At 65.9% G+C, this 21,236-nt stretch carries 24 protein-coding genes; 15 read left to right on the forward strand and 9 right to left on the reverse strand.

The features are described 5' to 3' along the window. Positions 1-31 precede the first annotated feature (31 nt). From E8L99_RS18035 to E8L99_RS18065, 7 genes are read left to right on the forward strand one after another with little or no spacing between them, the layout of a single operon-like run. Positions 32-1,111, forward strand: coding sequence for an ABC transporter ATP-binding protein (locus E8L99_RS18035; protein WP_137100851.1), 1,080 nt, complete (start codon positions 32-34; stop codon positions 1,109-1,111). Beyond that, positions 1,108-1,944 carry an ABC transporter permease gene (locus tag E8L99_RS18040; protein WP_137100852.1) on the forward strand — a complete coding sequence of 279 codons (837 nt, stop codon included), beginning with the start codon at positions 1,108-1,110 and terminating at the stop codon, positions 1,942-1,944. Before E8L99_RS18035 ends, E8L99_RS18040 begins: the two co-directional genes overlap by 4 nt. Further along, positions 1,941-2,741 (forward strand): ABC transporter permease, encoded by an 801-nt coding sequence (locus tag E8L99_RS18045; protein ID WP_137100853.1) that lies wholly within the window; start codon positions 1,941-1,943, stop codon positions 2,739-2,741. Before E8L99_RS18040 ends, E8L99_RS18045 begins: the two co-directional genes overlap by 4 nt. A 1-nt stretch (position 2,742) precedes the next feature. Beyond that, entirely contained in the window at positions 2,743-3,708 is a 966-nt protein-coding gene (locus tag E8L99_RS18050) for a polysaccharide deacetylase family protein (RefSeq protein WP_137100854.1), read from the forward strand. Further along, on the forward strand, positions 3,708-4,457 hold the full coding sequence (locus tag E8L99_RS18055; protein ID WP_137100855.1) for an aspartate/glutamate racemase family protein: 750 nt from the start codon (positions 3,708-3,710) through the stop codon (positions 4,455-4,457). Before E8L99_RS18050 ends, E8L99_RS18055 begins: the two co-directional genes overlap by 1 nt. After that, positions 4,450-5,361 carry a polysaccharide deacetylase family protein gene (locus E8L99_RS18060; protein ID WP_137100856.1) on the forward strand — a complete coding sequence of 304 codons (912 nt, stop codon included), beginning with the start codon at positions 4,450-4,452 and terminating at the stop codon, positions 5,359-5,361. The genes E8L99_RS18055 and E8L99_RS18060 overlap by 8 nt, the downstream gene beginning before the upstream one ends. Beyond that, positions 5,358-6,035, forward strand: a complete 678-nt coding sequence (locus tag E8L99_RS18065; protein ID WP_137100857.1) for an aspartate/glutamate racemase family protein — start codon at positions 5,358-5,360, stop codon at positions 6,033-6,035. The genes E8L99_RS18060 and E8L99_RS18065 overlap by 4 nt, the downstream gene beginning before the upstream one ends. A gap of 15 nt (positions 6,036-6,050) precedes the next feature. On the opposite strand, the gene E8L99_RS18070 is transcribed toward E8L99_RS18065, so the two are convergent. From E8L99_RS18070 to E8L99_RS18085, 4 genes are all read right to left on the reverse strand, one after another. Further along, positions 6,051-7,331, reverse strand: coding sequence for a TRAP transporter large permease (locus E8L99_RS18070; protein WP_137100858.1), 1,281 nt, complete (start codon positions 7,329-7,331; stop codon positions 6,051-6,053). Between the two features lie 13 nt (positions 7,332-7,344). Beyond that, positions 7,345-7,911 (reverse strand): TRAP transporter small permease, encoded by a 567-nt coding sequence (locus tag E8L99_RS18075; RefSeq protein WP_168201719.1) that lies wholly within the window; start codon positions 7,909-7,911, stop codon positions 7,345-7,347. A 108-nt stretch (positions 7,912-8,019) separates the two neighbouring features. After that, a complete protein-coding gene (locus tag E8L99_RS18080) occupies positions 8,020-9,018 on the reverse strand; it encodes a sialic acid TRAP transporter substrate-binding protein SiaP (RefSeq protein ID WP_137100860.1) in 999 nt (332 codons plus the stop codon). A 94-nt stretch (positions 9,019-9,112) separates the two neighbouring features. Then, positions 9,113-9,844, reverse strand: a complete 732-nt coding sequence (locus tag E8L99_RS18085; RefSeq protein WP_252511149.1) for a GntR family transcriptional regulator — start codon at positions 9,842-9,844, stop codon at positions 9,113-9,115. 315 nt (positions 9,845-10,159) lie between these two features. Between E8L99_RS18085 and E8L99_RS18090 the strand changes: the two genes are divergently transcribed. Continuing rightward, complete coding sequence (locus E8L99_RS18090; RefSeq protein ID WP_137100861.1) at positions 10,160-11,101, forward strand: SMP-30/gluconolactonase/LRE family protein; 942 nt, start codon at positions 10,160-10,162, stop codon at positions 11,099-11,101. Positions 11,102-11,266: 165 nt separating this feature from the next. Here the strand turns inward: E8L99_RS18090 and E8L99_RS18095 are convergent, their stop codons facing one another. The 4 genes from E8L99_RS18095 to E8L99_RS18110 form a co-directional block, all read right to left on the reverse strand. After that, on the reverse strand, positions 11,267-12,562 hold the full coding sequence (locus E8L99_RS18095; protein ID WP_137100862.1) for an NAD(P)/FAD-dependent oxidoreductase: 1,296 nt from the start codon (positions 12,560-12,562) through the stop codon (positions 11,267-11,269). A 13-nt stretch (positions 12,563-12,575) separates the two neighbouring features. After that, positions 12,576-13,307: an amino acid ABC transporter ATP-binding protein gene (locus E8L99_RS18100; protein WP_137102179.1), complete on the reverse strand. Its 732-nt coding sequence runs from the start codon at positions 13,305-13,307 to the stop codon at positions 12,576-12,578. 5 nt (positions 13,308-13,312) lie between these two features. Then, complete coding sequence (locus tag E8L99_RS18105; RefSeq protein ID WP_137100863.1) at positions 13,313-13,969, reverse strand: amino acid ABC transporter permease; 657 nt, start codon at positions 13,967-13,969, stop codon at positions 13,313-13,315. A gap of 77 nt (positions 13,970-14,046) precedes the next feature. Then, on the reverse strand, positions 14,047-14,805 hold the full coding sequence (locus E8L99_RS18110) for an ABC transporter substrate-binding protein (protein ID WP_137100864.1): 759 nt from the start codon (positions 14,803-14,805) through the stop codon (positions 14,047-14,049). Positions 14,806-14,960: 155 nt separating this feature from the next. Between E8L99_RS18110 and E8L99_RS18115 the strand changes: the two genes are divergently transcribed. Further along, complete coding sequence (locus tag E8L99_RS18115) at positions 14,961-15,557, forward strand: cupin domain-containing protein (RefSeq protein ID WP_137100865.1); 597 nt, start codon at positions 14,961-14,963, stop codon at positions 15,555-15,557. A 3-nt stretch (positions 15,558-15,560) separates the two neighbouring features. Here the strand turns inward: E8L99_RS18115 and E8L99_RS18120 are convergent, their stop codons facing one another. Then, positions 15,561-16,451, reverse strand: coding sequence for a helix-turn-helix transcriptional regulator (locus E8L99_RS18120; protein WP_137100866.1), 891 nt, complete (start codon positions 16,449-16,451; stop codon positions 15,561-15,563). 95 nt (positions 16,452-16,546) lie between these two features. Between E8L99_RS18120 and E8L99_RS18125 the strand changes: the two genes are divergently transcribed. From E8L99_RS18125 to E8L99_RS18150, 6 genes are all read left to right on the forward strand, one after another. Then, positions 16,547-17,248, forward strand: coding sequence for an ABC transporter permease (locus E8L99_RS18125; protein ID WP_137100867.1), 702 nt, complete (start codon positions 16,547-16,549; stop codon positions 17,246-17,248). 5 nt (positions 17,249-17,253) lie between these two features. Beyond that, complete coding sequence (locus E8L99_RS18130) at positions 17,254-17,982, forward strand: ATP-binding cassette domain-containing protein (RefSeq protein ID WP_137100868.1); 729 nt, start codon at positions 17,254-17,256, stop codon at positions 17,980-17,982. Positions 17,983-18,007: 25 nt separating this feature from the next. After that, positions 18,008-18,847: a substrate-binding domain-containing protein gene (locus E8L99_RS18135; RefSeq protein WP_252511150.1), complete on the forward strand. Its 840-nt coding sequence runs from the start codon at positions 18,008-18,010 to the stop codon at positions 18,845-18,847. Between the two features lie 127 nt (positions 18,848-18,974). After that, positions 18,975-19,895, forward strand: a complete 921-nt coding sequence (locus E8L99_RS18140; protein WP_137100869.1) for a dihydrodipicolinate synthase family protein — start codon at positions 18,975-18,977, stop codon at positions 19,893-19,895. A 21-nt stretch (positions 19,896-19,916) separates the two neighbouring features. Then, a complete protein-coding gene (locus tag E8L99_RS18145; RefSeq protein WP_137100870.1) occupies positions 19,917-20,621 on the forward strand; it encodes an SDR family NAD(P)-dependent oxidoreductase in 705 nt (234 codons plus the stop codon). Between the two features lie 20 nt (positions 20,622-20,641). Beyond that, entirely contained in the window at positions 20,642-21,181 is a 540-nt protein-coding gene (locus tag E8L99_RS18150; RefSeq protein WP_137100871.1) for a 2,4'-dihydroxyacetophenone dioxygenase family protein, read from the forward strand. Positions 21,182-21,236: the final 55 nt, after the last annotated feature.

Here is a 21,236-nt window from a genome sequence, read left to right on the forward strand (position 1 = left end):
GGTGCCGGACCCGCGAAAGGCGGCGGGTGGCATGACCGACAGCATGACGTTTCTCGACATCCAGGGCGCCGCCAAGACCTTTGGCGGAACCACGGTTCTGGACGGTGTCGATCTCACCGTGGCGCGCGGCGAGTTCATCTCCCTGCTCGGCCCATCCGGTTGCGGCAAGACCACGCTCTTGCGCATTGTCGCGGGATTGCTGACCGGCGACCGCGGCACGGTGACCCTCGACGGCGAGGAAATCTCCCGCAAGCCGCCCCATCACCGCGATGTCGGCGTGGTGTTCCAGAGCTACGCGCTGTTCCCCCATCTCACCGTGGCAGAGAACGTCGCTTTCGGCCTCGAGGCCCGCGGCGCGCCCAAGGCCGAGATCGAGGCGACCGTGCGCCGCTTCCTCGACCTTGCCCATATGGCGAGCTTCGCCGATCGCTCGGTGAAGATGCTGTCGGGTGGCCAGCAGCAGCGTGTGGCCGTCGCCCGCGCGCTCGCCGTCCAGCCGAAACTGCTGCTGCTCGACGAGCCGTTCTCGGCGCTCGACCGGAAGCTGCGCGAAACCATGCAGATCGAGCTGAAGCGCCTGCTGCGCGAGCTCAACATCACCGCCATCTTCGTCACCCATGACCAGGACGAGGCCCTCGTCATGTCCGACCGGATCGCGGTGATGAACCGCGGCCAGATCGAGCAACTGGCCGATCCTGAGACCATCTATCGGCGGCCGGCCACACCGTTCGCGCTGGAATTCGTCGGTCTGTCGACGCGCATCGCCGGCAAGGTCGCCGAGGCGACGCCGGATGGCGTGGTGGCGATCGACACGGCCTATGGGCGCATCCGGGCCAACGGGCGCTACACGCCCGGCAGCCCGGTCCTCATCGGCATTCGCCCCGAGCGCATGGCCTTCGGTCCGAACGCGGCCGAGAACACCATCAAGGTGACGCTCACCGACATCGTCTTCCAGGGCTCGCGCATCCAGGCCCATTTCGCCTCCAGCGAGGACAGGCCGATCCAGATCGAGAGTTCGGAGACCGTTCCGGCAGGGCTAAGCCCCGGCGGCGAGACGGAGGTGTCCTGGAACATCGCGGACACCCTGCTCTATCCGGATGTCGCGGCATGAGCGCTGCAGCCGCACGAGACCGCACCGGCTGGCTCGCGGTCCCCGCCGTCGCCTATCTCGGCCTGGCCTATGCGATCCCGCTTGCCTTTCTGCTGGCCCGCAGCGTCACCGGGCCGGATGGCTTCACGCTGGCGCTGTTCGCCAAGTTCTTCGCCGACCCCTTCTCCTGGCGGGTGATCGGCAACACGCTGCGCATCGGCCTGCTGACCACCCTGCTCTGCCTTGCCATCGGCTATCCGGTGGCATTGGCCATGGCCAGGTCGAAGGGCATCGTGCAGGTGATCCTGCTCACCGCGATCATCCTGCCCTTGTCGATCGGCGTCGTGGTCAAGGCCTTCGCCTGGCAGATCGTGCTCCGCCGTGACGGCGTGGTCTCGCAGGCGCTGGTTGCCTCCGGCATCTGGAGCGAGCCGCAACGGCTCCTGTTCACCGAAGGCGGCCTGGTGGTCGGCGCGGCAAACGTCTTCCTGCCTTTCATGATCCTGCCGATCTACTCGGTGGTGAAACTGATCGACCCGCGCCTGACGGAAGCCGGCGCGACGCTTGGCGCAAGCCCGTTCTACCGCTTCCGCAAGATCCTGCTCCCGCTGACTCTTCCCGGCATCATTTCGGGCGTCGCCTTCGTCTTCTCCATGTCGGTCTCGATGTTCGTCATCCCGAGCCTGTTGATCGGCGACCGGTTCCAGATGCTGGCGACGCTGACCGGCCGTGCCTTCCTCCTGATGCGGGATGAGGCGCTCGGCTCCACCACAGCCGTCGTGCTGCTGATCCTGGCGCTCTCCATCGTCGTCGGCTCGACCTGGATCGCCAAACGGCTGGGGAAATCGGCATGACCGCGCTCGAACGCATCACATCCGCCCTTGTCTGGATCGTCGCGGGATGCGCGGTGATCTTCCTGCTGACGCCGCTGGTCGTCACGATCGCCGTCTCCTTCGGCTCCTCGGCGGTGTTCTCGCTGCCGCCGCCGCAATGGTCGATGCGCTGGTACAACCAGCTGCCCGCGACCCGCGGCCTCTGGCCCTCGCTCGTCACATCGCTGCAGGTGGCGACCTTCTCGACGCTGGTGTCTCTCGTGCTCGGCACGCTCTGCGCCATCGCCCTGGTGCGCGGGCGTTTCGGCGGGCGCGACGCCATTGCGACCTTCCTGGTCTCACCGCTCATGCTGCCGGGCCTGGTGGTCGGCATCGCCATGCTGCAGGGCTTCAAGGCCGTAGGGCTCCGCGACGCCTATCCGAGCCTGCTGGTGGCGCATGTCGTGATCACCATGCCCTATGTCGTGCGCACCGTACTCGCCGCCCTCAGCCTGTTCGATTTCACGCTCATCGACGCGGCCCGGACCCTCGGCTGCTCCTATGTCAGGGCACTCTGGAAGGTTCTGGTGCCAGCGCTCGCGCCTGCCTTCCTCACATCGGCCATGTTCGCTTTCCTGGCGTCCATGGATAATTATCCGATCTCGATCTTCTTCACCGATGCCTGGACCAAGACCTTGCCCATCCAGATGCTGCAATTCGTCGAGGAACGGCCCGACCCGACCATTGCCGCAATTTCGGCGGGTCTGATCCTGCTGGCGGTTCTGGCGATGATCATTGGCGACAGACTGGTGGGGCTCCGGCGCCTGGCCGATTTCTGACATGACCTTGTCCTTGCCCTTTGCCCTGCCCCCGACCGACCGTGACTTTCGCGGCTACGGCGCCAATGAGCCGGCTATTCGCTGGCCGAACGGCGCGCGGCTCGCGGTGTCCGTCGTCGTCAATGTCGAGGAAGGCGCGGAACTGTCGGTCGCCGCCGGCGACGAGGCCAACGAGTTCATCTATGAGGCCGTCGAGCGCGTCGAGGGCAGCCGCGACCTCTGCATGGAGAGCCATTACGAATATGGCACCAGGCGCGGCTGGCCGCGCATCCGCAAGGCGCTCGCCGATCATGGCGTGAAGGCGACCCTCAATTCCTGCGGACGGGCGCTCGCCTATTCGCCCTGGCTGGCCCGCGAGGCGGTTGCCGACGGCCACGAGGTCTCGGCCCATGGCTGGCGCTGGGAGCGGCAGGTCGGCATGGAGGAGGCCCGCGAGCGCCAGGTGATCGGCCGCGCGGTCGCGGCGATCGCGGCGAGTGCCGGCACGCCGCCGGTCGGCTGGCACACGCGCTCGGCCACCTCGGTCAACACCCGCCGCCTGCTCGTCGAACAGGGCGGGTTTCTCTACGATTCCAATGCCTACAACGACGACGTTCCCTATCTGCATCACGAGGCCGGACGGGATCTCGTGATCCTTCCCTATGCTTTCGACACCAATGACATGCGCTTCCAGCCGGGCGGCGGCTTCATCCAGGCCGAGGATTTCGCGCGCTATTGCATCGCGACCTTCGACCGCCTCTATGCCGAGGGCGGTGACGCGCCGCGCATGATGTCGATCGGCCTGCACCTGCGCATCATCGGGCGCCCTGCCCGTATCGGCGGACTGGAGGCTTTTCTCGCCCATGCGGCATCGAAGGCGGGCGTCTGGTTCGCCAGGCGCGACGAGATCGCCAAGGCCTGGCGCGCAGGCCTCGGTCTTGAAGCATGGTCGCCCCGGCCCGCTCTCTCCGCCTTCGAGGTGGGCTGATGCGCATTCTGGTCGCCAATCCGAACACCACCGAGGCCGTGACGGCCAAGCTGATGGCGGCGGGCGCGGCGGTTGCCGATCCGCGCACCGTTCTGGTGCCGATGACCGCACACCGCGGCGTGCCCTATATCGCGACGAGGGCCGACGCGGTGATCGGCGGCGCCGTCGCGCTGGAAATGCTGGCCGAAGCCCATACGACCGTCGATGCCGCCATCATCGCGGCCTTCGGCGATCCCGGCCTCGGCGGCGCCCGCGAACTGTTCGACATCCCTGTTGTCGGCATGGCGGAAGCCGCCATGCTCTCGGCCTGCATGCTCGGCCGCTCCTTCGCCATCGTGACCTTCTCCGGCGGTCTCGTCCCCTGGTACAACGAGTGCCTCGACTGGAACGGGTTGCGCGGCCGCTGCGCCGGGATTTTCGCGCTGCAGGGAGCCTTCCGCGACATCGCCGATGTCCAGTCGGAGAAGGAAGGCGCTCTCGTCGAACTCGCCGCCAAGGTCGTGATCGATCACGCCGCAGACGTCGTGATCCTGGCCGGCGCACCGCTCTCGGGGCTTGCCCAGACCATCCGCGACCGCGTGCCGGTGCCGCTGGTCGATGGCATACAGGCCGCCGTCAAACAGGCGGAAGCGCTGGTCGCCCTCAAACCCGCCAAGGCGACGACCGGCACCTTCCGGCGGCCAGCCGCCAAGATCTGCACCGGCATTCCCGATGCGCTCAAGGCCCGTTTCGAGCGCACCGATGGCTGATCTCCCAGGGCACCGCGACCTCGTCGGCTATCAGGGGCAATGGCCCCGCTTCACCTGGCCCAATGGTGCCCGGCTCGCCGTCTCGATCGCCGTCAATTTCGAGGAAGGCGCGGAATGGCAGGTCGGCGACGGTGATCCCGTCTCCGAGCGCATGGGTGAGGTCCTGAGCGTCGTCGAGCCGGGACGACGCGACATGGGCCAGGAGCAGATCTTCGCCTATGGAATGCGCGCCGGGCTCTGGCGCATGCTGGGCGCGCTGGAACGCCAGAAACTGCCCGCAACCTTCCTGTTCTGCGGCCAGGCTGTCGAACGCGCGCCGGCTCTCGCGAGGGCTGCGACCGATGGCGGCCACGAGGCCGCCGTCCATGGCTGGCGCTGGCGTCCCCATGCCGATTACGAGACCGAGGCCGCAGAGGCCGCCGATCTAGACCGGTCCATTGCGGTGATCGAGGAGGCCTGCGGCACCCGTCCGATCGGCTTCTTCTGCCGTGGCTCGGAAAGTCCGACAACCCGCAAGCTGCTGATCGAACGTGATTTTCTCTATACGTCGAATGCCTTCGACGACGACCTGCCCTATTGGGACCGGTCAGGAAAGCGCCCCCTGATCGTCGTGCCCTATGCGCTCGACAGCAACGACATGAAGTTCTTCCACCCCAATGGCTTCGTGCGCGCTGGTGACATGGTCGACTATGTCGACGACGCGCTTGAGACTCTGCTGGCCGAAGCCAGAGCCGGTCACACGCGACTGCTCAATATCGGCTTCCATCTGCGCATCGTCGGACGGCCCGGACGCTTTGCGGCCTTCGCGCGCATTCTGGAGCGGCTGTCGGACCTCGGCGACCAGATCTATGTCGGCAGGCGCGACGACATCGCCCGCGCCTTCCAGGCGGCGGTGCCGTCATGAGGCTCTTGCTGGTCAATCCCAACACCAACGCAACCACGACCGACGCCATGGTGGCGATCGCGCAGGACTCGAGCCCCGACAACCAGTTCGTCGGCCTGACGGCCCCGTTCGGCGTGCCGCTGATCACCGGACCGGACGAATTGGCCATCGCCGCCGACGCAGTCGCAACCGCGCTCGCCATGCGCATGCCGTCCGGCATCAGCGCGGTGATCATCGCCGCCTTTGGCGATCCAGGCCTCGAAGCGGCGGCCGCCAGCATCCGCGTGCCTGTGGTCGGCATTGCCGAAGCAGCGATGGCCGAGGCCGGTCACGGCGACCGGCGCTTCGCGGTGGTCACGACGACGCCTGATCTGGTCGCCTCGATTGCCGGTCTTGCCGGCCGCTATGGCCATGCCGAGACCTTTCTCGGCACCATGCTGACCAAGGGCGATGTCCATCACGTCATGGCGGACAAGGAGCGGCTGGTCCAGGCGCTGGAAGCCGCCTGCCACGAGGCGATCGCGACACTGGGGGCCGAAGCGATCGTCATCGGCGGCGGACCGCTTGCAGCAGCGGCGCGCGTGCTTGCAAGCCGCCTGCCAGTCCCACTGGTCGAGCCGATCCCCGCCGCCGTCCGGCTGGCCGAACGGCGGGTCATGTTCCAGCAGCACAAGGGCGGACGCCGCGCCGAGTGACGGCGCGGGCCACGCTTACTTCAGAAGCCCCATATAGCGGGGCAGCCAGAGCGTCAGCTCCGGGATGAAGGTGATCGCCGCCAGCGACAGCATGAGCGGCACCAGCCAGGGCAGGATCGCCATGGTCGCCCGCTCCACCGTCAGCCCGGATATTCGAGCGAGCACGAACAGCACCATCCCCAAGGGCGGATGCAGCAGGCCGATCATCAGGTTGAGCGTCATCATCACCCCGAAATGGATGGGGTCGATGCCCACTTTCTGGAGGATCGGCATCAGCACCGGAACCAGGATGGAGATGGTGGCGATCGGTTCGAGGAAGCACCCGACGACCAGCAGCAGCATGTTGATCAGGATGAGGATCAGGTACTTGTTGGTGGTGAAGGACAGGAGCCCTTCGGCGGCATATTCGGTCAGGCGCGTCGTCGTCAGAACCCAGCCGAACAGCGACGCGGCCGCCACGATCAGCAGCACGCCGGCCGTCGTCTCGATCGTGTCGAGCGAGACCTTGTAGAGCTGCTTCCACGACAGCGACCGGTAGAGCAGCAGGCCGAGGATCATCGCCCAGGCGCAGGCGGCGATCGCGGCTTCCGTCGGCGTGAACCAGCCCATGGTCATGCCGCCGATGATGATGACAGGCGTCATCAGGGCCGGCGCCGCCGCGATGAAGGTGATTGCGAGCACCCGCCAGCGGAACACCTGGTCGGCCCCGATATTGTGGCGGCGGGCATACCACCAGACATAGGTCATCATCATCACGGTCATGAACAGGCCGGGGATGATGCCGCCGAGGAACAGGGCGCCGATCGAGACATTGGCCATCATGCCGTAGATGACGAAAGGCAGGGACGGCGGGATGATCGGGCCAAGCGTTGCGGAGGCAGCCGTCACGCCGACCGCGAATTCCGTCGAATAGCCGTGGTCCTTCATGGCCTTGATCTCGATCGTGCCGAGACCGGCCGCATCCGCGATCGCGGTGCCCGACATGCCCGAGAAGATCACCGAGCCGATGATGTTGACCTGGGCGAGACCGCCGCGCATCCAGCCGGCGATGGCCACCGCGAAATCGTAGATGCGGTTGGTGATACCGGCCGAGTTCATGAGGTTGCCGGCAAAGATGAAGAACGGCACGGCCAGTAGCGGGAAGGAATCGAGGCCGCCCGCCATGCGGTGCAGCACCACGAAGTCCGGGATATTGGCCATGAAGTGCGTGTAGACCAGCGACGAGCCGGCAAGAGCGATGAAGACCGGAAGTCCGGCGAGCAGTGCCGCCAGAAACAGGAACAGGATGATGGTCATGATGGGTCCGGTCTCATTCGATCGGTGAAATGGGGGTCTGCGGTGCAGGCGCGAAGCCGCGTCGCGCAGCCTTCCTGACGTTTTGCGCCTGGCGGCCGACCATCATGAAGCAGCCAAGGGCGACACCGCCGTAGACCAGCGACATCGGTAGATCGATGACCGTCATGTAGAGGTTGTGCATCCGCTCGGTGATCAGGATCGAGAACCAGGCGAGCAGGCCGAGGAAGAACAGCTTGGTCAGTTCGACCAGCGCGGTCAGCGCGCGCTTGATCGGGCCGTCCTTCATGAGGTTCGGCACCAGTTCCACAGCAATATTGGTGTTGCGGCGGACCACCATGGCGCCGCCAACGAACACCACCACCATCAGGAGATAGCGCGCGATCTCTTCCGTCCAGGCGAGGCTGTCGTTCAGCACATAGCGGGTGAAGAACTGCAGGAAGATGATGAAGGCGAGTGCCCAGAACACCGCCATGGCGAGCCAGTCCTCGGGGAAATACTCGATTGTCACCTCTTCATCGTGGGCAACGATCAGATGCACGTCCTCGGACGGCGTGTTCGGTGGCGGCGACGGTTCCGTCATGGCCATTCCTTCGGTCAGTGCACCACCGGCGACCGGCGCGATGCGCGGTCAGCGGGCGGACTTGTCAGTGGAGAGGATGGGGCGGCACGAGGCCGCCCCGTCTTGAGGTCAGGACGCCGAGCCGAGTGCCTGCAGCGCGTCATATTCCGCCTTCGACCAGCCGGCGCCGGCCGAGGCATCGTTGTGCAGCGGGATGGCGGCGGCACGGAAGGCGGCACGATCCGGTTCGATCACGGTCTTGCCGAGCTTGCGGAATTCCTCCGCCAGCGTCTGCTCGGATTCGCGGATCTTGTCGGTGGCGCGGGACGCCGCCGCCATCAGCACCTCGTTGAAGATCGCCTTGTCGGCATCGCTCAGCTTGCTCCACACGTGGCTGCCGACGATGGAGACCAGCGATTCCGTGATGTGGCCGGTCAACACGATGTGGCTCTGCACCTCGTAGAACTTCTTGGCCATGATGGTCGGCAGCGGGTTCTCCTGCCCGTCGACCGTGCCCTGCTGGAGCGCCAGATAGACCTCGGCGAAGGCGATCGGGGTCGCATTGGCACCGACCGACTTGGTGAACATCAGGAACAGCGGCGCCGGCGGCACGCGCAGCTTCATGCCGCGCATGTCCTCGGGCTTGTTGATGGCCTTGTTCGCGGTGACGTGGCGGGCGCCATAATAGGTCAGCGACACCACCTTGTGGCGGGTGCGGCCCTCGTAGCCGGAGGCGATCTGCCGGAACAGCGGCGAGTCGCGATAGGCCTTCCAATGGTTGAAATCGCGCAGCACATAGGGCGCGTTGGTGATGGCGATCGGCTTGTGGATCGAGCCGGCAAAGGCAACGCCGGTATAGATCATGTCCACGGTGCCGAGGGTGAGCCCCTCGTTGATCTGGTTCTCGTTGCCGAGCTGGGAGGCCGGGAACACGTCGATCTGGTAGCGGCCGTTGGTGCGCTTGGCGATTTCGCCGGCGGCCCACACGGCTTCGGTGTGATAGGGCTCCGGCGTCTCGTAGACGTGAGCCCATTTCAGCTTCACGGGCGACTGGGCCTGGGCGGAGGTGGAGGCGAATGCGGCAAGGCCGGCACCCGCGATGAGAGCTTCGCGGCGATTGATGGTCATGGGGCGTTCCTTTGTTCCCTGGTCGAATGTCGTGTTGGAGGCGGTTGCTCCGCCCTCTTGCCGCGCCCGGTTGGGGTCACGGATGTGGATTGGTTCACGCGCTCAAGAGATCAGCGCGGGTCACGTCCTCCTGAAAGTAATCGGGGTTGATCCGGCGGATATCGTCGAGATTGAGTTTCAATCCGTCAATGTGCCGGGCGAGACAATCGGCTGCGCCATCGGCGTCACGCGCAGCAATGCAGTCCAGCACAGCGCGATGCTCGCTCACCACCAACGGCATGCGCCCGGCCAGCGGCAGGGTCAGGCGGCGGTAGCGTTCGACCTGCAGCTTCACCTGCTTCACCAGTCCCCAGACGCTGGGGTGGCGACCGGCAATGGCGATCGTTTCGTGAAAGGCCTCGTCGGCGCGGTGGAATGCGTCCGTGTCGCCGGCCTGGCCTGCCTCGTGCTGCAGGGCCACGATCGCCCGAAGCTCGAGAATCTGGCTTTCGGTCGCATTGAGCACGGCCTGGCGGACCGCGAAGACCTCAAGCACCTTGCGAATGACCAGCGCTTCGGGAAGCGCCTTCAGCGAGATGCGCGACACATAGGTACCCGACTTCGACACGATGTCGATCAGGCCCTCTTCGGCCAGCCGCAGAACGGCTTCGCGCACCGGTGTCCGGCTGACGCCGTGGTGAAGCGCGATGTCGCGTTCGTTGAGCTGAGAGCCTGGCGCGCGCCGGAGTGACAGGATTTCCTCACGCAACTGGCCGTGAATCAGCGCCGAGGCGGTGCCCGCCCGCGCCCCATTCCGATCCGACATCGCGTGAACGATGGACAGCATTGTTCCCCCAACGCCTGCCGATGTACACCTAATATATCAGATCGACAACATGGCCTGTCTCATCCTGGGCGCCAAAAAGAAAGGCCCCGCACGCTGGGTACGAGGCCTTTCTGTCCGCCGTCAGCGCTTCCCCCGAAACGCGACTGGCTTCAAATAATCTACATGCCGTGTCTGACATTTCGCTGACAGGACCGCTCGTTCAACGGAGTTCCCCGACCGCGCGCGATGAAATCCATTGCCAAGGCCGAGTCTGCCGGGAACACTCCGGCAGGCCGAGACGGGAACCGCCGGCACATTCGATCCCAAGGAGCCTCCATGACGTGGCAACCCAGCCCGTTCTATCCCGATCCGGCGGTCGAAATCCTCGACCCGAGCTTTGCCCGCTACCGGATCTTCAGCGCCGCCGTCGAGCGCATCGCCACCGGCCTGCGCTGGGCCGAGGGGCCGGTCTGGTTCGGCGACGGGCGCTATCTGCTGGTCAGCGATATCCCGAACAACCGGATCATCCGCTGGGACGAAGAGACGGGCACCGTCAGCGATTTCCGGAAGCCCTCGAACTTCGGCAATGGCAACACGCGAGACCGCCAGGGCCGCCTCGTCACCTGCGAGCATGGGCGGCGGATCACCCGCACCGAATATGACGGCACGATCACGACGCTGGTCGACCAGGTCGGCGGCAAGCGGCTGAATTCGCCCAACGACGTGGTGGTGAAGTCCGATGGCTCGATCTGGTTCACCGATCCGCCCTTCGGCATTGCCGGCAATTACGAGGGCCTGCGCGCCGAGCCCGAACTCGGACAGGCGGTCTATCGCCACGATCCCGCGACCGGGGTGACCACCGCGGTTGCAACTGACATTCCCGGCCCCAACGGCCTCTGTTTCTCGCCCGACGAGACGAAGCTCTACATCGTGGAGTCGCGAGCAACCCCTCACCGGCTGATCAGTGTTCACGACGTGGTCGACGGCGTCCGGCTCGCCAATCGTCGCGTGCTCATCGATGCCGGCCCCGGTGGCACGCCGGATGGCATGCGCTGCGACGTCGACGGCAATCTCTGGTGCGGCTGGGGCATGGGCACGCCGGAGCTCGACGGCGTGATGATCTTCAACCCCGATGGCAAACCGATCGGCCGCATCCGCCTGCCCGAACGCTGCGCCAATGTCTGCTTCGGCGGGCGCGAGCGCTCGCGCCTGTTCATGGCGGCGAGCCAGTCGGTCTATGCGCTCTATGTGGGAACGCAGGGTGCGCCTGGAGGCTGAGGGCCGACACCGAAATGGCCTGACAGTCGCGACCACTCAATCGTCATGGCCGGCCTTGTGCTGGCCATCCACGTCTTGAGGTCAGATTTCGCGACCTTGAAGTCGTGGATGCCCGCCACAAGGGCGGGCATGACGTGATTGGGGACAATCCGACGGCTGATGCCGTCACGCCGCCTTCACGCCGCCATCGGTCAGGCGGTACCAGGCGACGATGGCCGAGACATAGAGCTTGTGTAGCGCATGGAACGGCAGGGGCTCGATTGGAACGATCGGGAACGGCAACGCCTTCGCATCACCGGTCGCGACATAATCAGCCATGGCCTGTCCCATCGCGGTCTGCAGGCCGACGCCACGGCCCATGCAGCCGATGTCGATCAGAAGACCCGGCTCGGGCTCATGCAAATGCGGCAGGAAATCGCGCGTCAGGGAGACACGCCCGCACCAGCGATATTCGAAGGGCACATCGGCGAGTTGCGGGTAGAACTTGGTCACCACCCGTTCCAGGTGCGACCAGTCGGCCTCCGATGTCGGCTCGCGGAACGGCCCGCGGCCGCCCATCAGGAAGCGGTTGGTGTGGTCGCGGCGGAAATAGAGCAGAAGCTGGCGGGTATCCGACACCACCTGGCCTCCGGGCAGGATCGTGCTGGCGATATTGTCGCCGAGCGGCTGGGTCGCGACGATGAAAGAGTTCGGCGCGATGATGGTCTGGCGCAGCTTCGGGATGAGATCGCCGGGATAGCCGCCGGTCGCCACCACCACGCGGCGCGCGGTCACCACCGGGCCGGCCGCGGTCTTCACCTCGAAAACCTCGCCGCGCTTCGTGATGGAGGACGCTCGCGTGCCGCCATAGATCTCGGCGCCTGCCTTGAGGGCCGCCCGCGCGAGGCCCCGCGCATAGGCCAGCGGCTGCACGGTTCCGGCGCGGCCATCTTCCCAGCCGGCGAGATATTGCCGGGCGCCGAGCGCCTCGCTCATCGCGTCCTTGTCGAGGAAACGCGCCTTGACGCCACGCTTCAGCCATTCGTCCGAGCGCCGCTTGACCGTCTCGACCATGGCGGGCGTGTGCGCGCCCTGGATCCAGCCGTCGCGGCGGTGCGGCACGTCCATGCCGTGCTTGGCGATCAGATCGAACACCCGGTCAGCCGTCGAGCCGACGAAGGCGCTCAGCGCCTCACCGGCCTCAGGCCCGTATTTCGCGATCAGTTCGCTCGGATCATACTTGATCCCCGGAATGACCTGCCCACCATTGCGGCCGGATCCGCCCCAGCCCGGCTCATGCGCCTCGAGAACAACCGCGCGGGTGCCGCGCTCGGCGAGATGCAAGGCAGTCGACAGGCCGGCATAGCCGCCGCCGATGATGCAGACCTCGGTCGCGATCGACTGGTCGAGCGGCGGGGTCGGTGCCCCCTCCGGGGCGGTCGCAGCCCAAAGCGAAGGCGCAAGCGGAAAGGGATCGGCCATGCAGGCGTCCTCGTCAGATCGGTTTCAGCACGCGCTTCAGGAAATCCTGCGTGCGTGGCTCGCGGGGATTGCTGAGCAGCTCTTCTGCCGGGCCCTGCTCGACGATCACGCCGCCGTCGATGAAGATGACGCGGTCGGCAACCTCGCGGGCAAAGCCCATTTCGTGGGTGACGACCACCATGGTCAGCCCCTCGTCGGCGAGTGAGCGCATGACACCGAGCACCTCGCCGACCAGTTCCGGATCGAGCGCCGATGTCGGCTCGTCGAAGAGAATAGCCTTCGGTTGCATGGCAAGGGCCCGGGCAATTGCCACCCGCTGCTGCTGGCCGCCAGACAATTGGCCGGGATAGGCTTCCTCCTTGTCGGACAGGCCGACGCGGGCGAGCAGCGCCCTGCCTCGCTCGATCGCCGCCTCTCGCGCCTCGCCGAGCACGAAGATCGGCCCCTCGATGACGTTTTCCAGCGCGGTGCGGTGGGGAAACAGGTTGAACCGCTGGAACACCATGGAGACCTGGCGGCGGACCGACTGGATCGAGCGGGCGCGGCGATCGACCCTGATGCCTTCGACGGTGATGTCGCCGGCATCATAGCCCTCGAGCCCGTTCATGCAGCGCAGGATCGTCGACTTGCCCGAGCCCGACGGGCCAATGATGCAGACAACTTCGCCCTTCTCGACCTTGGCCGAGAAGCCGCGCACCACATGGTTGGTGCCGAAGCTCTTGTGGACGTCGGTGAGTTCGATCATCGCCATTATTGCTTGCGCCCGAACGCCTTTTCGAGCTTCGACACCAGCCAGATCAGTGGCAGGCTCATGCTGAGATAGAGCATGGCGACGAGGGTGAAGACCGTCGTGTTCTGGAAGGTGGAGGCGGCGATCAGCCGGCCCTGCTGGGCCAATTCCGCCACCGTGATCGTGGAGGCCTGGGAGGAATCCTTCAGCATCATGATCATGATGTTGCCGTAGGGCGGCAGGATGATCTTGAACGCCTGCGGCAGCACCACGCGGCGCATGGTGAGCCACCAGCCCATGCCGATGGTCTGCGCCGCCTCGATCTGACCGTGGTCGATCGCCTCGATACCGGCGCGGAAATTCTCCGCGTGATAGGCAGAATAGGCAAAGCCCAGCCCGAAGATCGCCGCCTGCAGCGCGGTCAGCGTGATGCCGAAGTCCGGCAGCACGAAATAGATCCAGAACAGCTGGACGATGATCGGGATGCCGCGGATGACGTTGACGATGATTTCGGCGGTTCGCGAAATCGCCTTGATGCCGGAGACCCGCATCAGGGCCCAGACAAGACCAAGCAGCGTCGACAGCACGAGCGATCCCAGCGTCACCAGGATCGTCAGGCGGACGCCGGTCAGGAGGATCGGCAGGAACTCTTTCGCCTGCGTCAGGAAGGTCTGCATCATATTCTCAGGTCAGCGCGGAATTCGACCGGGCGGACTGCTGGCGCAGCCCGCCCGGCCATGACGTCTCGCGCTGGTTATTCCTGGCCCCACTTGCCGAGCACGCGCTTGACCGTGCCATTCGCCTGCAGCTTGGCGAGGGAGGTGTTGATCTTGGCCAGCAGTTCCTTGTCGGACTTGCGCACGCCGATCGCCACCGATCCCGGAATGATGGCTTTGTAGCTGCGTACCAGCCGGACATCGGGGAAACGACCGAGCTGGAGATTGTAGGCAACGATCGGGAAATCGGCGAAGCCGGCGGCCACGCGGCCGGCATTCACGTCGCGCATGATGTCGGGGATCGTGTCGTAGATCTTCACTTCCGAGAACACGCCGGCATCCTGCAGCGGCTTGACGAAGGCGGTACCGACCTGGACGCCGGCAACCTTGCCCTTGAGCTCGGCGATCGCGGTGTAGTTGGTCGTGTCGGCCTTCGGCACGAACAGGCCTTCGCCATAGGTATAGACCGGCTCGGAGAAGTCGATGACCTCCTTGCGCGCGGCAGTGGCAAACATCGCCGCCGAGATCAGGTCGATGCGGCTGGAGGTCAGCGCGCCGATCAGCGCGGAAAACTGCATCGGCTCGACCGCCACGTTGAAGCCGGCGTCCTTGCCGATCTCGGTGATCAGATCGACCATGATCCCCTGGATCGTGTTGGTCGCCGTGTCGAGGAAGGTGAACGGCACGCCGGTCGGCGTCGAACCGACTTTGAGGGTCGGAACCTGCGCGTAGGACGGACCGATCGCGGCGACCGCAAGGCCCGCACCGGCTGTGGTCAGGAATGTACGACGTTTCATGGCAGAATGCTCCCCTGGATGCGCCCGCCGGAGAACCGGCTCCTTCATATCCGCGAAAATGAGTGCACGCCGTGGGCTTGCTGGCAAGCACATTTCACGAATATGAAAGTGCATGGCTCGCCCGCAAAGGGCATGCCTGGAACGTCGAGTGCCGCATGCCATTGAGCCTGGCCGCCCGCCCATCCGAGCCTGTCGACCTTGCTGTCGGCCAGCGCCTGCGCAATCTCCGGCAGGACCGCGGGTTGTCGCTGGTCGAACTGTCGAAAGCGGCCGGCCTGTCCATCGGGTTTCTCAGCCAGATCGAACGCGGCATTTCATCGGCGTCGCTCAAGGCGCTGGCCTCGATCGCCGATGCGCTCGGCCTGCCCATCGCCGCCCTGTTCGGCGCCGTACCAGCCACCGCCGATCCCGGAACTGTGGTCATTCACGCCGCCGATCGCGCCACCATGCAGCTGTGGCGATCCGGCATCGTCAAGGAACTGCTGACACCCGGCGGCCAGACCTCCGCGCTCAATGTCTACATGATCGTGCTCGAGCCCGGCGCTGATACCGGCATCGAACCCTATGCCCATCAGGGCGAGGAAGCCGGCCTCGTTCTCGACGGCACGCTGCGGCTGTCCGTTGATGCCGAGACCTGGACACTCGGCCCCGGCGACAGCTTTCGCTTCGAGAGCTCGCGCCCCCACCGCTTCGCCAATGCCGGTACCGTCGAGGCCCGGGTGGTCTGGGTCAATGCGCTGCCGCGAGGCTGAGCATCAGCGATTGAGCCGCACGCGCCCCGCCTGCGTGACGTCATAGCCGCCGAACGCCGCCGCCCGGCGGGCAAATTCCGCCTTCGCGACCAGTTGAAACAGGGCCTGCGCCGCCGGCTCGAAATAGACCCGGCGGTTGAGCACGAGGTCGAAGCGCTCCCAGACCAGCGGCACGAAATCGAGCCCATGGGTCGCCGCGACCGAGCGCGCACCGATGCCGCAATCGATCTCGCCGCTGCCGATCGCCAGCGCAAGATCGGGGCCGGTGGCATGGACGCCCTCGCCGGCTGTCAGCGCCGAGGCGGCAAGTCCCGCATCTGCCAGGAGCTTGTCCAGCAGCAATTGCGCGCCGGCCCCGCGCTGACGCAGTCCGAAACGCGCCTGCCGGGCGACCGCATCCGCCAGATCCGCAATGCCCAGGGGATTGCCTGGCCCAAGCAGCAATCCCTGCTCCCTGCGGGCAAAACCGATGATAACGGTATCCGCGAGACCCGCTGACGATCGCACGGCAGCGAGATTGGCATCCTCGTCGTCCCCCGCCCCGTGCAGATGGATCGCCGCGATCGCCACCTCGTTGCGGACGAGGCGGTCGAGCCCTGCCTGCGAGCCTTCCGACAGGAGCGCCAGGCCCGAGCCCGAACGGCGCACCGCCCATTCCAGCAGGGGGTCGTGACTTCCCCCGATGATCGCCGGCGGCAGGGCCGCCTGCACGCCTCCTGGCTGCGACAGGCCGGTGGCGAGCCAGCGGTCGAGGGCCGCGCGCGGAAACAGCCAGCGTCCCGTCACCTTGGTGCAGGGAATGGAGCCAGTCGACACGAGCTCATAGAGCTTGCGCTCCTTGAGCTTCAGATAGGCGGTGGCCTCCTCGGTGGAGAGGTAGACATAATCCTGCATGAAACGGCATCCAGCTGCATAAATTCCAACTTTGACAACGATACCGCACCATTCATAACCAGTGCAACCGGCACTCCGCAGAAACACGGATATCAATGGATATCGGCGCAGCTTTCCTTTCGGCCTTCCGCCTGATCGTCGGCCTCGATCCGACCTTCCTGGGCGTGGTCGGCCTGTCGCTGCGCGTCACGCTCACAGCCGTCATCCTGGCGGCGCTGATCGGCCTTCCGCTTGGCGCCCTGCTGGCGCTGTCGCGCTTTCCGGGTCGGTCCATTGTCATCGTCCTGACCAATGGCATGATGGGCCTGCCGCCGGTGGTCGCAGGTCTGCTGATCTTTCTCCTGCTGTCACGCTCCGGCCCGCTTGGATCGCTCGCCCTGCTCTTCACCCCCGGCGCCATGATCATCGCGCAAGCCGTGCTGGTCCTGCCGATCGTCATCGCCCTCACCCGCCAGGTTGTCGAGGACCTCTGGGGCGAATATCGCGAACATCTGACGTCGCTGGGCCTGACAGGTGTCAAAGCGATCCCGACGCTCCTCTGGGACGGTCGTTTCGCGCTCGCAACCGTCCTGCTCGCCGGATTTGGCCGGGCGAGCGCCGAAGTTGGAGCCGTCTTGATCGTCGGCGGCAACATTGCCGGTTACACGCGCACCATGACGACCGCGGTGGCGCTGGAGACCTCCAAGGGCGATCTGCCTCTGGCGCTCGGCCTCGGCATCGTGCTGATCGGCCTGACTCTGGCGATCAACGCAGTGACCTTCGGCGCCAGCCGCATCGGCTCGCGGTTTGCGGGGTGATGGCCATGCGCGACACCCGCTCCATCTTGCCGCTTCATGTCTCGGCGCTTGGCTTTCACGCCGGAGGCAAGGACCTGCTCTCCGCTATATCGTTCGATCTTCCGAGCGGCGGCATCACCGCCGTCATCGGACCCAATGGCGCAGGAAAATCGCTTCTGCTGAGGCTCTGCCACGGGCTGCTGACGCCATCATCCGGCAGCGTGACCTGGGGCAGTCCTGGCGGCATCAGCGCAGGCGTCAAGCGCCACGGCATGGTGTTTCAAAAGCCGGTCATGCTGCGGCGCTCGGCAGAGGCCAATATCCGCCATGCACTCGCCGCGTCCGGCTTGCCCCGGCACGAGCGCCCGGCGCGCACCGAGGCCGCTCTTGCGCGCTTCGGCCTGACGGATCTCGCCGCTCGGCCGGCGCGCCTGATGTCGGGCGGCGAGCAGCAGCGCCTGGCCATTGCGCGGGCCTGGGCTTTGTCCCCCGAAGTGCTGTTTCTCGACGAGCCGACCTCACAGCTCGATCCAGGTGCCACTCGCCAGATCGAGAGCCTGCTCGGAGGCCTGCGTGCCGAAGGCGTCACGCTGGTCATGACGACCCATGATTTCGGCCAGGCGCGCCGCCTCGCCGACCGGGTGCTGTTTCTCCATCGCGGCCGCCTGATCGAAGACGCACCGGCCACCGCCTTCTTTGCCCAACCGGCGAGCGCGGAAGCGCGAACCTTCTTGTCCGGTGACCTCCTCTGGTGAGGCCGCTCATTCCGGGAGCTGAACGATGACGACAACACGGCGAATGATCCTCGGGCTCGGCGCACTGGCGGCGCTGGGAGGTCTTGTCCAGGCCCAGACGGCGGCCCCCCGCTTCATCACGGTGGCCTCGACCACATCGACGGTCGATTCCGGCCTCTTCAACCACATCCTGCCGCTGTTCAAGGCCCAGACCGGCATCGAGGTCCGCGTGATCTCTCAAGGGACGGGACAGGCGCTGGACACCGGCCGGCGCGGCGATGCCGATGTGGTCTTCGTCCATGCCAAGGCCGCCGAGGAACGCTTCGTCGCGGAAGGATTCAGCACGCTCCGCCGTCCGGTCATGTACAACGACTTCGTACTCATCGGCCCGAAGGCGGACCCGGCTGGCATCCGCGGCAGCCGCGACATCGCGGCAGCCCTCAAGGCGATCCAGACCCGGTTATCGCCTTTCGTATCGCGCGGCGACCGGTCCGGCACCCATCAGGCTGAACTCGCGCTCTGGCAGGCTGCCGGCATCGATCTCGCGGCCACCCGCGGCACCTGGTATCGCGAAATCGGTCAGGGCATGGGCGCGGCCCTCAACACCGCCTCCGCCATGAATGGCTATGTGCTGGCTGATCGGGCCACCTGGCTGTCGTTCCGCAACCGCGGCGAACTCGAGATCATCGTCGAGGGCGACCGCCGCCTGTTCAACCAGTACGGCATCATGCTGGTGAACCCGGCGCGCCATGCCCATGTGAAGCAGGCCGACGGCCAGGCCTTCATCGACTGGATCGTCAGCCCCGAAGGCCAGAGCGCGATCACCGGCTACAAGATCGACGGACAGCAGCTCTTCTTCGTCAACGCCAACGAGCCGGGCGCCTGAGCCCGGCCAGCTCCCCGTTTTGGCTGTTGCTGGCAACGCCGGTTCACGCCACCTTGGGCGGTAACAGGTGGGAGATCATCGAATCTCCCACCGACGCCGACAAGAAAAGTTCCGGGAGCCGAAACAGATGACCTTCCCCCTCTATCGCGGGGTCTTCCCCGTCGCGCCGACGCCGTTCCTCGACAATGGCGACCTCGATCTCGACAGCATGAAGCGCGTGCTGGACTGCATGATCGACCAGGGGGTCGATGGCATCTGCATCCTGGCCAATTATTCCGAACAGTTCGTGCTGACCGATGCCGAGCGTGAGACGCTGACGACGCTCTGCCTCGATCATGTCGCCGGTCGCGTGCCGGTCATCGTCACCATCAGCCATTTCTCCACCCGCATCGCGTCAGAGCGCGCCGCCAAGGCCCACAAGGCCGGCGCGAAGATGCTGATGCTCATGCCGCCCTATCATGGCGCGACGCTCAGGGCGGACGAGACGCGGATGATCGAACATTTCGCCAGGATCGCGGAGGCCTCGCCGCTGCCGATCATGCTGCAGGACGCGCCACTGTCGGGCGTTGCGCTGTCGGTGCCGACGCTGGTGCGGCTCGCGAAGGAAGTGCCCGCGGTCTGCTACTTCAAGATCGAGACACCCGGCACCGCCGCAAAGCTCCGTGGCCTGGTCGAACAGGGCGGCAAGGCGATCGTCGGCCCGTGGGACGGTGAGGAATCGATCACGCTAATGGCCGATCTCGATGCCGGCGCCACCGCCACCATGTCGAGTGCGCTGCTGCCCGACCTGATCAAGCCGGTGGTGACGCTTCATGCTTCGGGCAACCGGAAGGAAGCCGCCGCCCAATACGCGCGGATCCTGCCGCTGATCAATTACGAGAACCGCCAGTGCGGCCTGCGGGCCACCAAGACGGTGATGATGGAGGGCAAAGTGATCCGCTCCGATCACGTCCGCCACCCGATCGACCCGATCCATCCGGCGACCAAGGCGGGACTGCTGGAACTCGCCCGCGAGGTGAACCCGATCGCCCTGACCTGGGGCCATTGAGTGCCAAAGGGGAGCGAGACCATGAAGACGGCACTGGTGACCGGCGGCACACGCGGCATCGGCGAGGGCATCGCGCGGGCGCTGGCACTCGCCGGCTATCGCGTGACGGCCTGCGGCCTGACAGATGAGGAGATCGGCGGCTTCCGGCCGCAGGACGGGATCACGACCCGCAAGCTCGATGTCACGAACGATGCCTCGGTCGCGGCGGCGCTTGCCGGCATCGACCGGCTGGACCTGCTGGTCAATTGCGCCGGCATCATCCAGCGCGCCGGCAAGGAATTCGAGATCGACGCCTTCCGCCTGACCCTGGAGGTCAATCTGGTCGGCACCATGCGGATGTGCGTGGCGGCCAAGTCCGCACTCGCCGCGGCTGAGGGTTCCATCGTCAACACGGCCTCCATGCTGACCTTCCAGGGTTCGCCCTTCGTGCCCGGCTATGCCGCCTCCAAGGGCGGCATCGGCCAGTTGACCAAGAGCCTCGCCGCCGCCTGGGCGGCCGAGAACATCCGCGTCAATGCCATTGCGCCGGGCTGGATCGCCACCGAACTGACGCGACCGCTGGTCGAGGATGCCGAGCGTGCTGCGCCGATCCTGGCGCGGACGCCGATGAACCGCTGGGGCGTGCCCGACGATCTCGGCGGCGTCGTGGTCTTTCTCGCCTCCGACGCCGCCCGTTTCATGACCGGCGCCATCCTGCCGGTCGATGGCGGCTTCCTGGCCGTCTGACATCCTTCGAGGAGAACCCGATGTCCGATCCCGTCAAGGTTGCCGCCCCCGTCAACGACAAGTGGGTGCCCTATCGCCACCCGATGCCGAAGGAATCGCCGCCGGAACTGATCGTTCCCGACGTCGTGCCGAAGGACGAGCGCATCTGGGTGCCGGTCGACGACAATGTGTGGTTCCGCCCGCTCTGCATGTCGGCCTCGCGCGGCTACTGGATGAACCTGCTGCGCGTGCGCCGCTCCGGCGTTCTGTCGCGCCACCGCCATCCACAGCCGGTGCATGGCTATGTCATCAAGGGTGAGTGGCGCTATCTCGAACATGACTGGGTCGCAACCGAAGGCGGCTATGTCTACGAGGCGCCCGGCGAAACCCACACCCTGGTGGTCGATCCCCATGTGGAGGAAATGATCACCATGTTCCAGGTGAACGGCGCGATGATCTATGTCGATCCGGAGGGCGCCTGCCTCGGCTATGACGACGTCTTCACCCGCATCGATCGCTGCCGGAAGCACTATATCGATGTGGGGCTGGGTGAATCCTATATCGACCAGTTCATCCGATAGGCCGGGCGCAGGCTAAGCCTGCGGCACGGTGCATTGACAGCGCGCGGGGCTGCCG

The sequence above is a fragment of the Phreatobacter aquaticus genome, from assembly GCF_005160265.1.
Classification (GTDB): Bacteria; Pseudomonadota; Alphaproteobacteria; order Rhizobiales; family Phreatobacteraceae; genus Phreatobacter; species Phreatobacter aquaticus.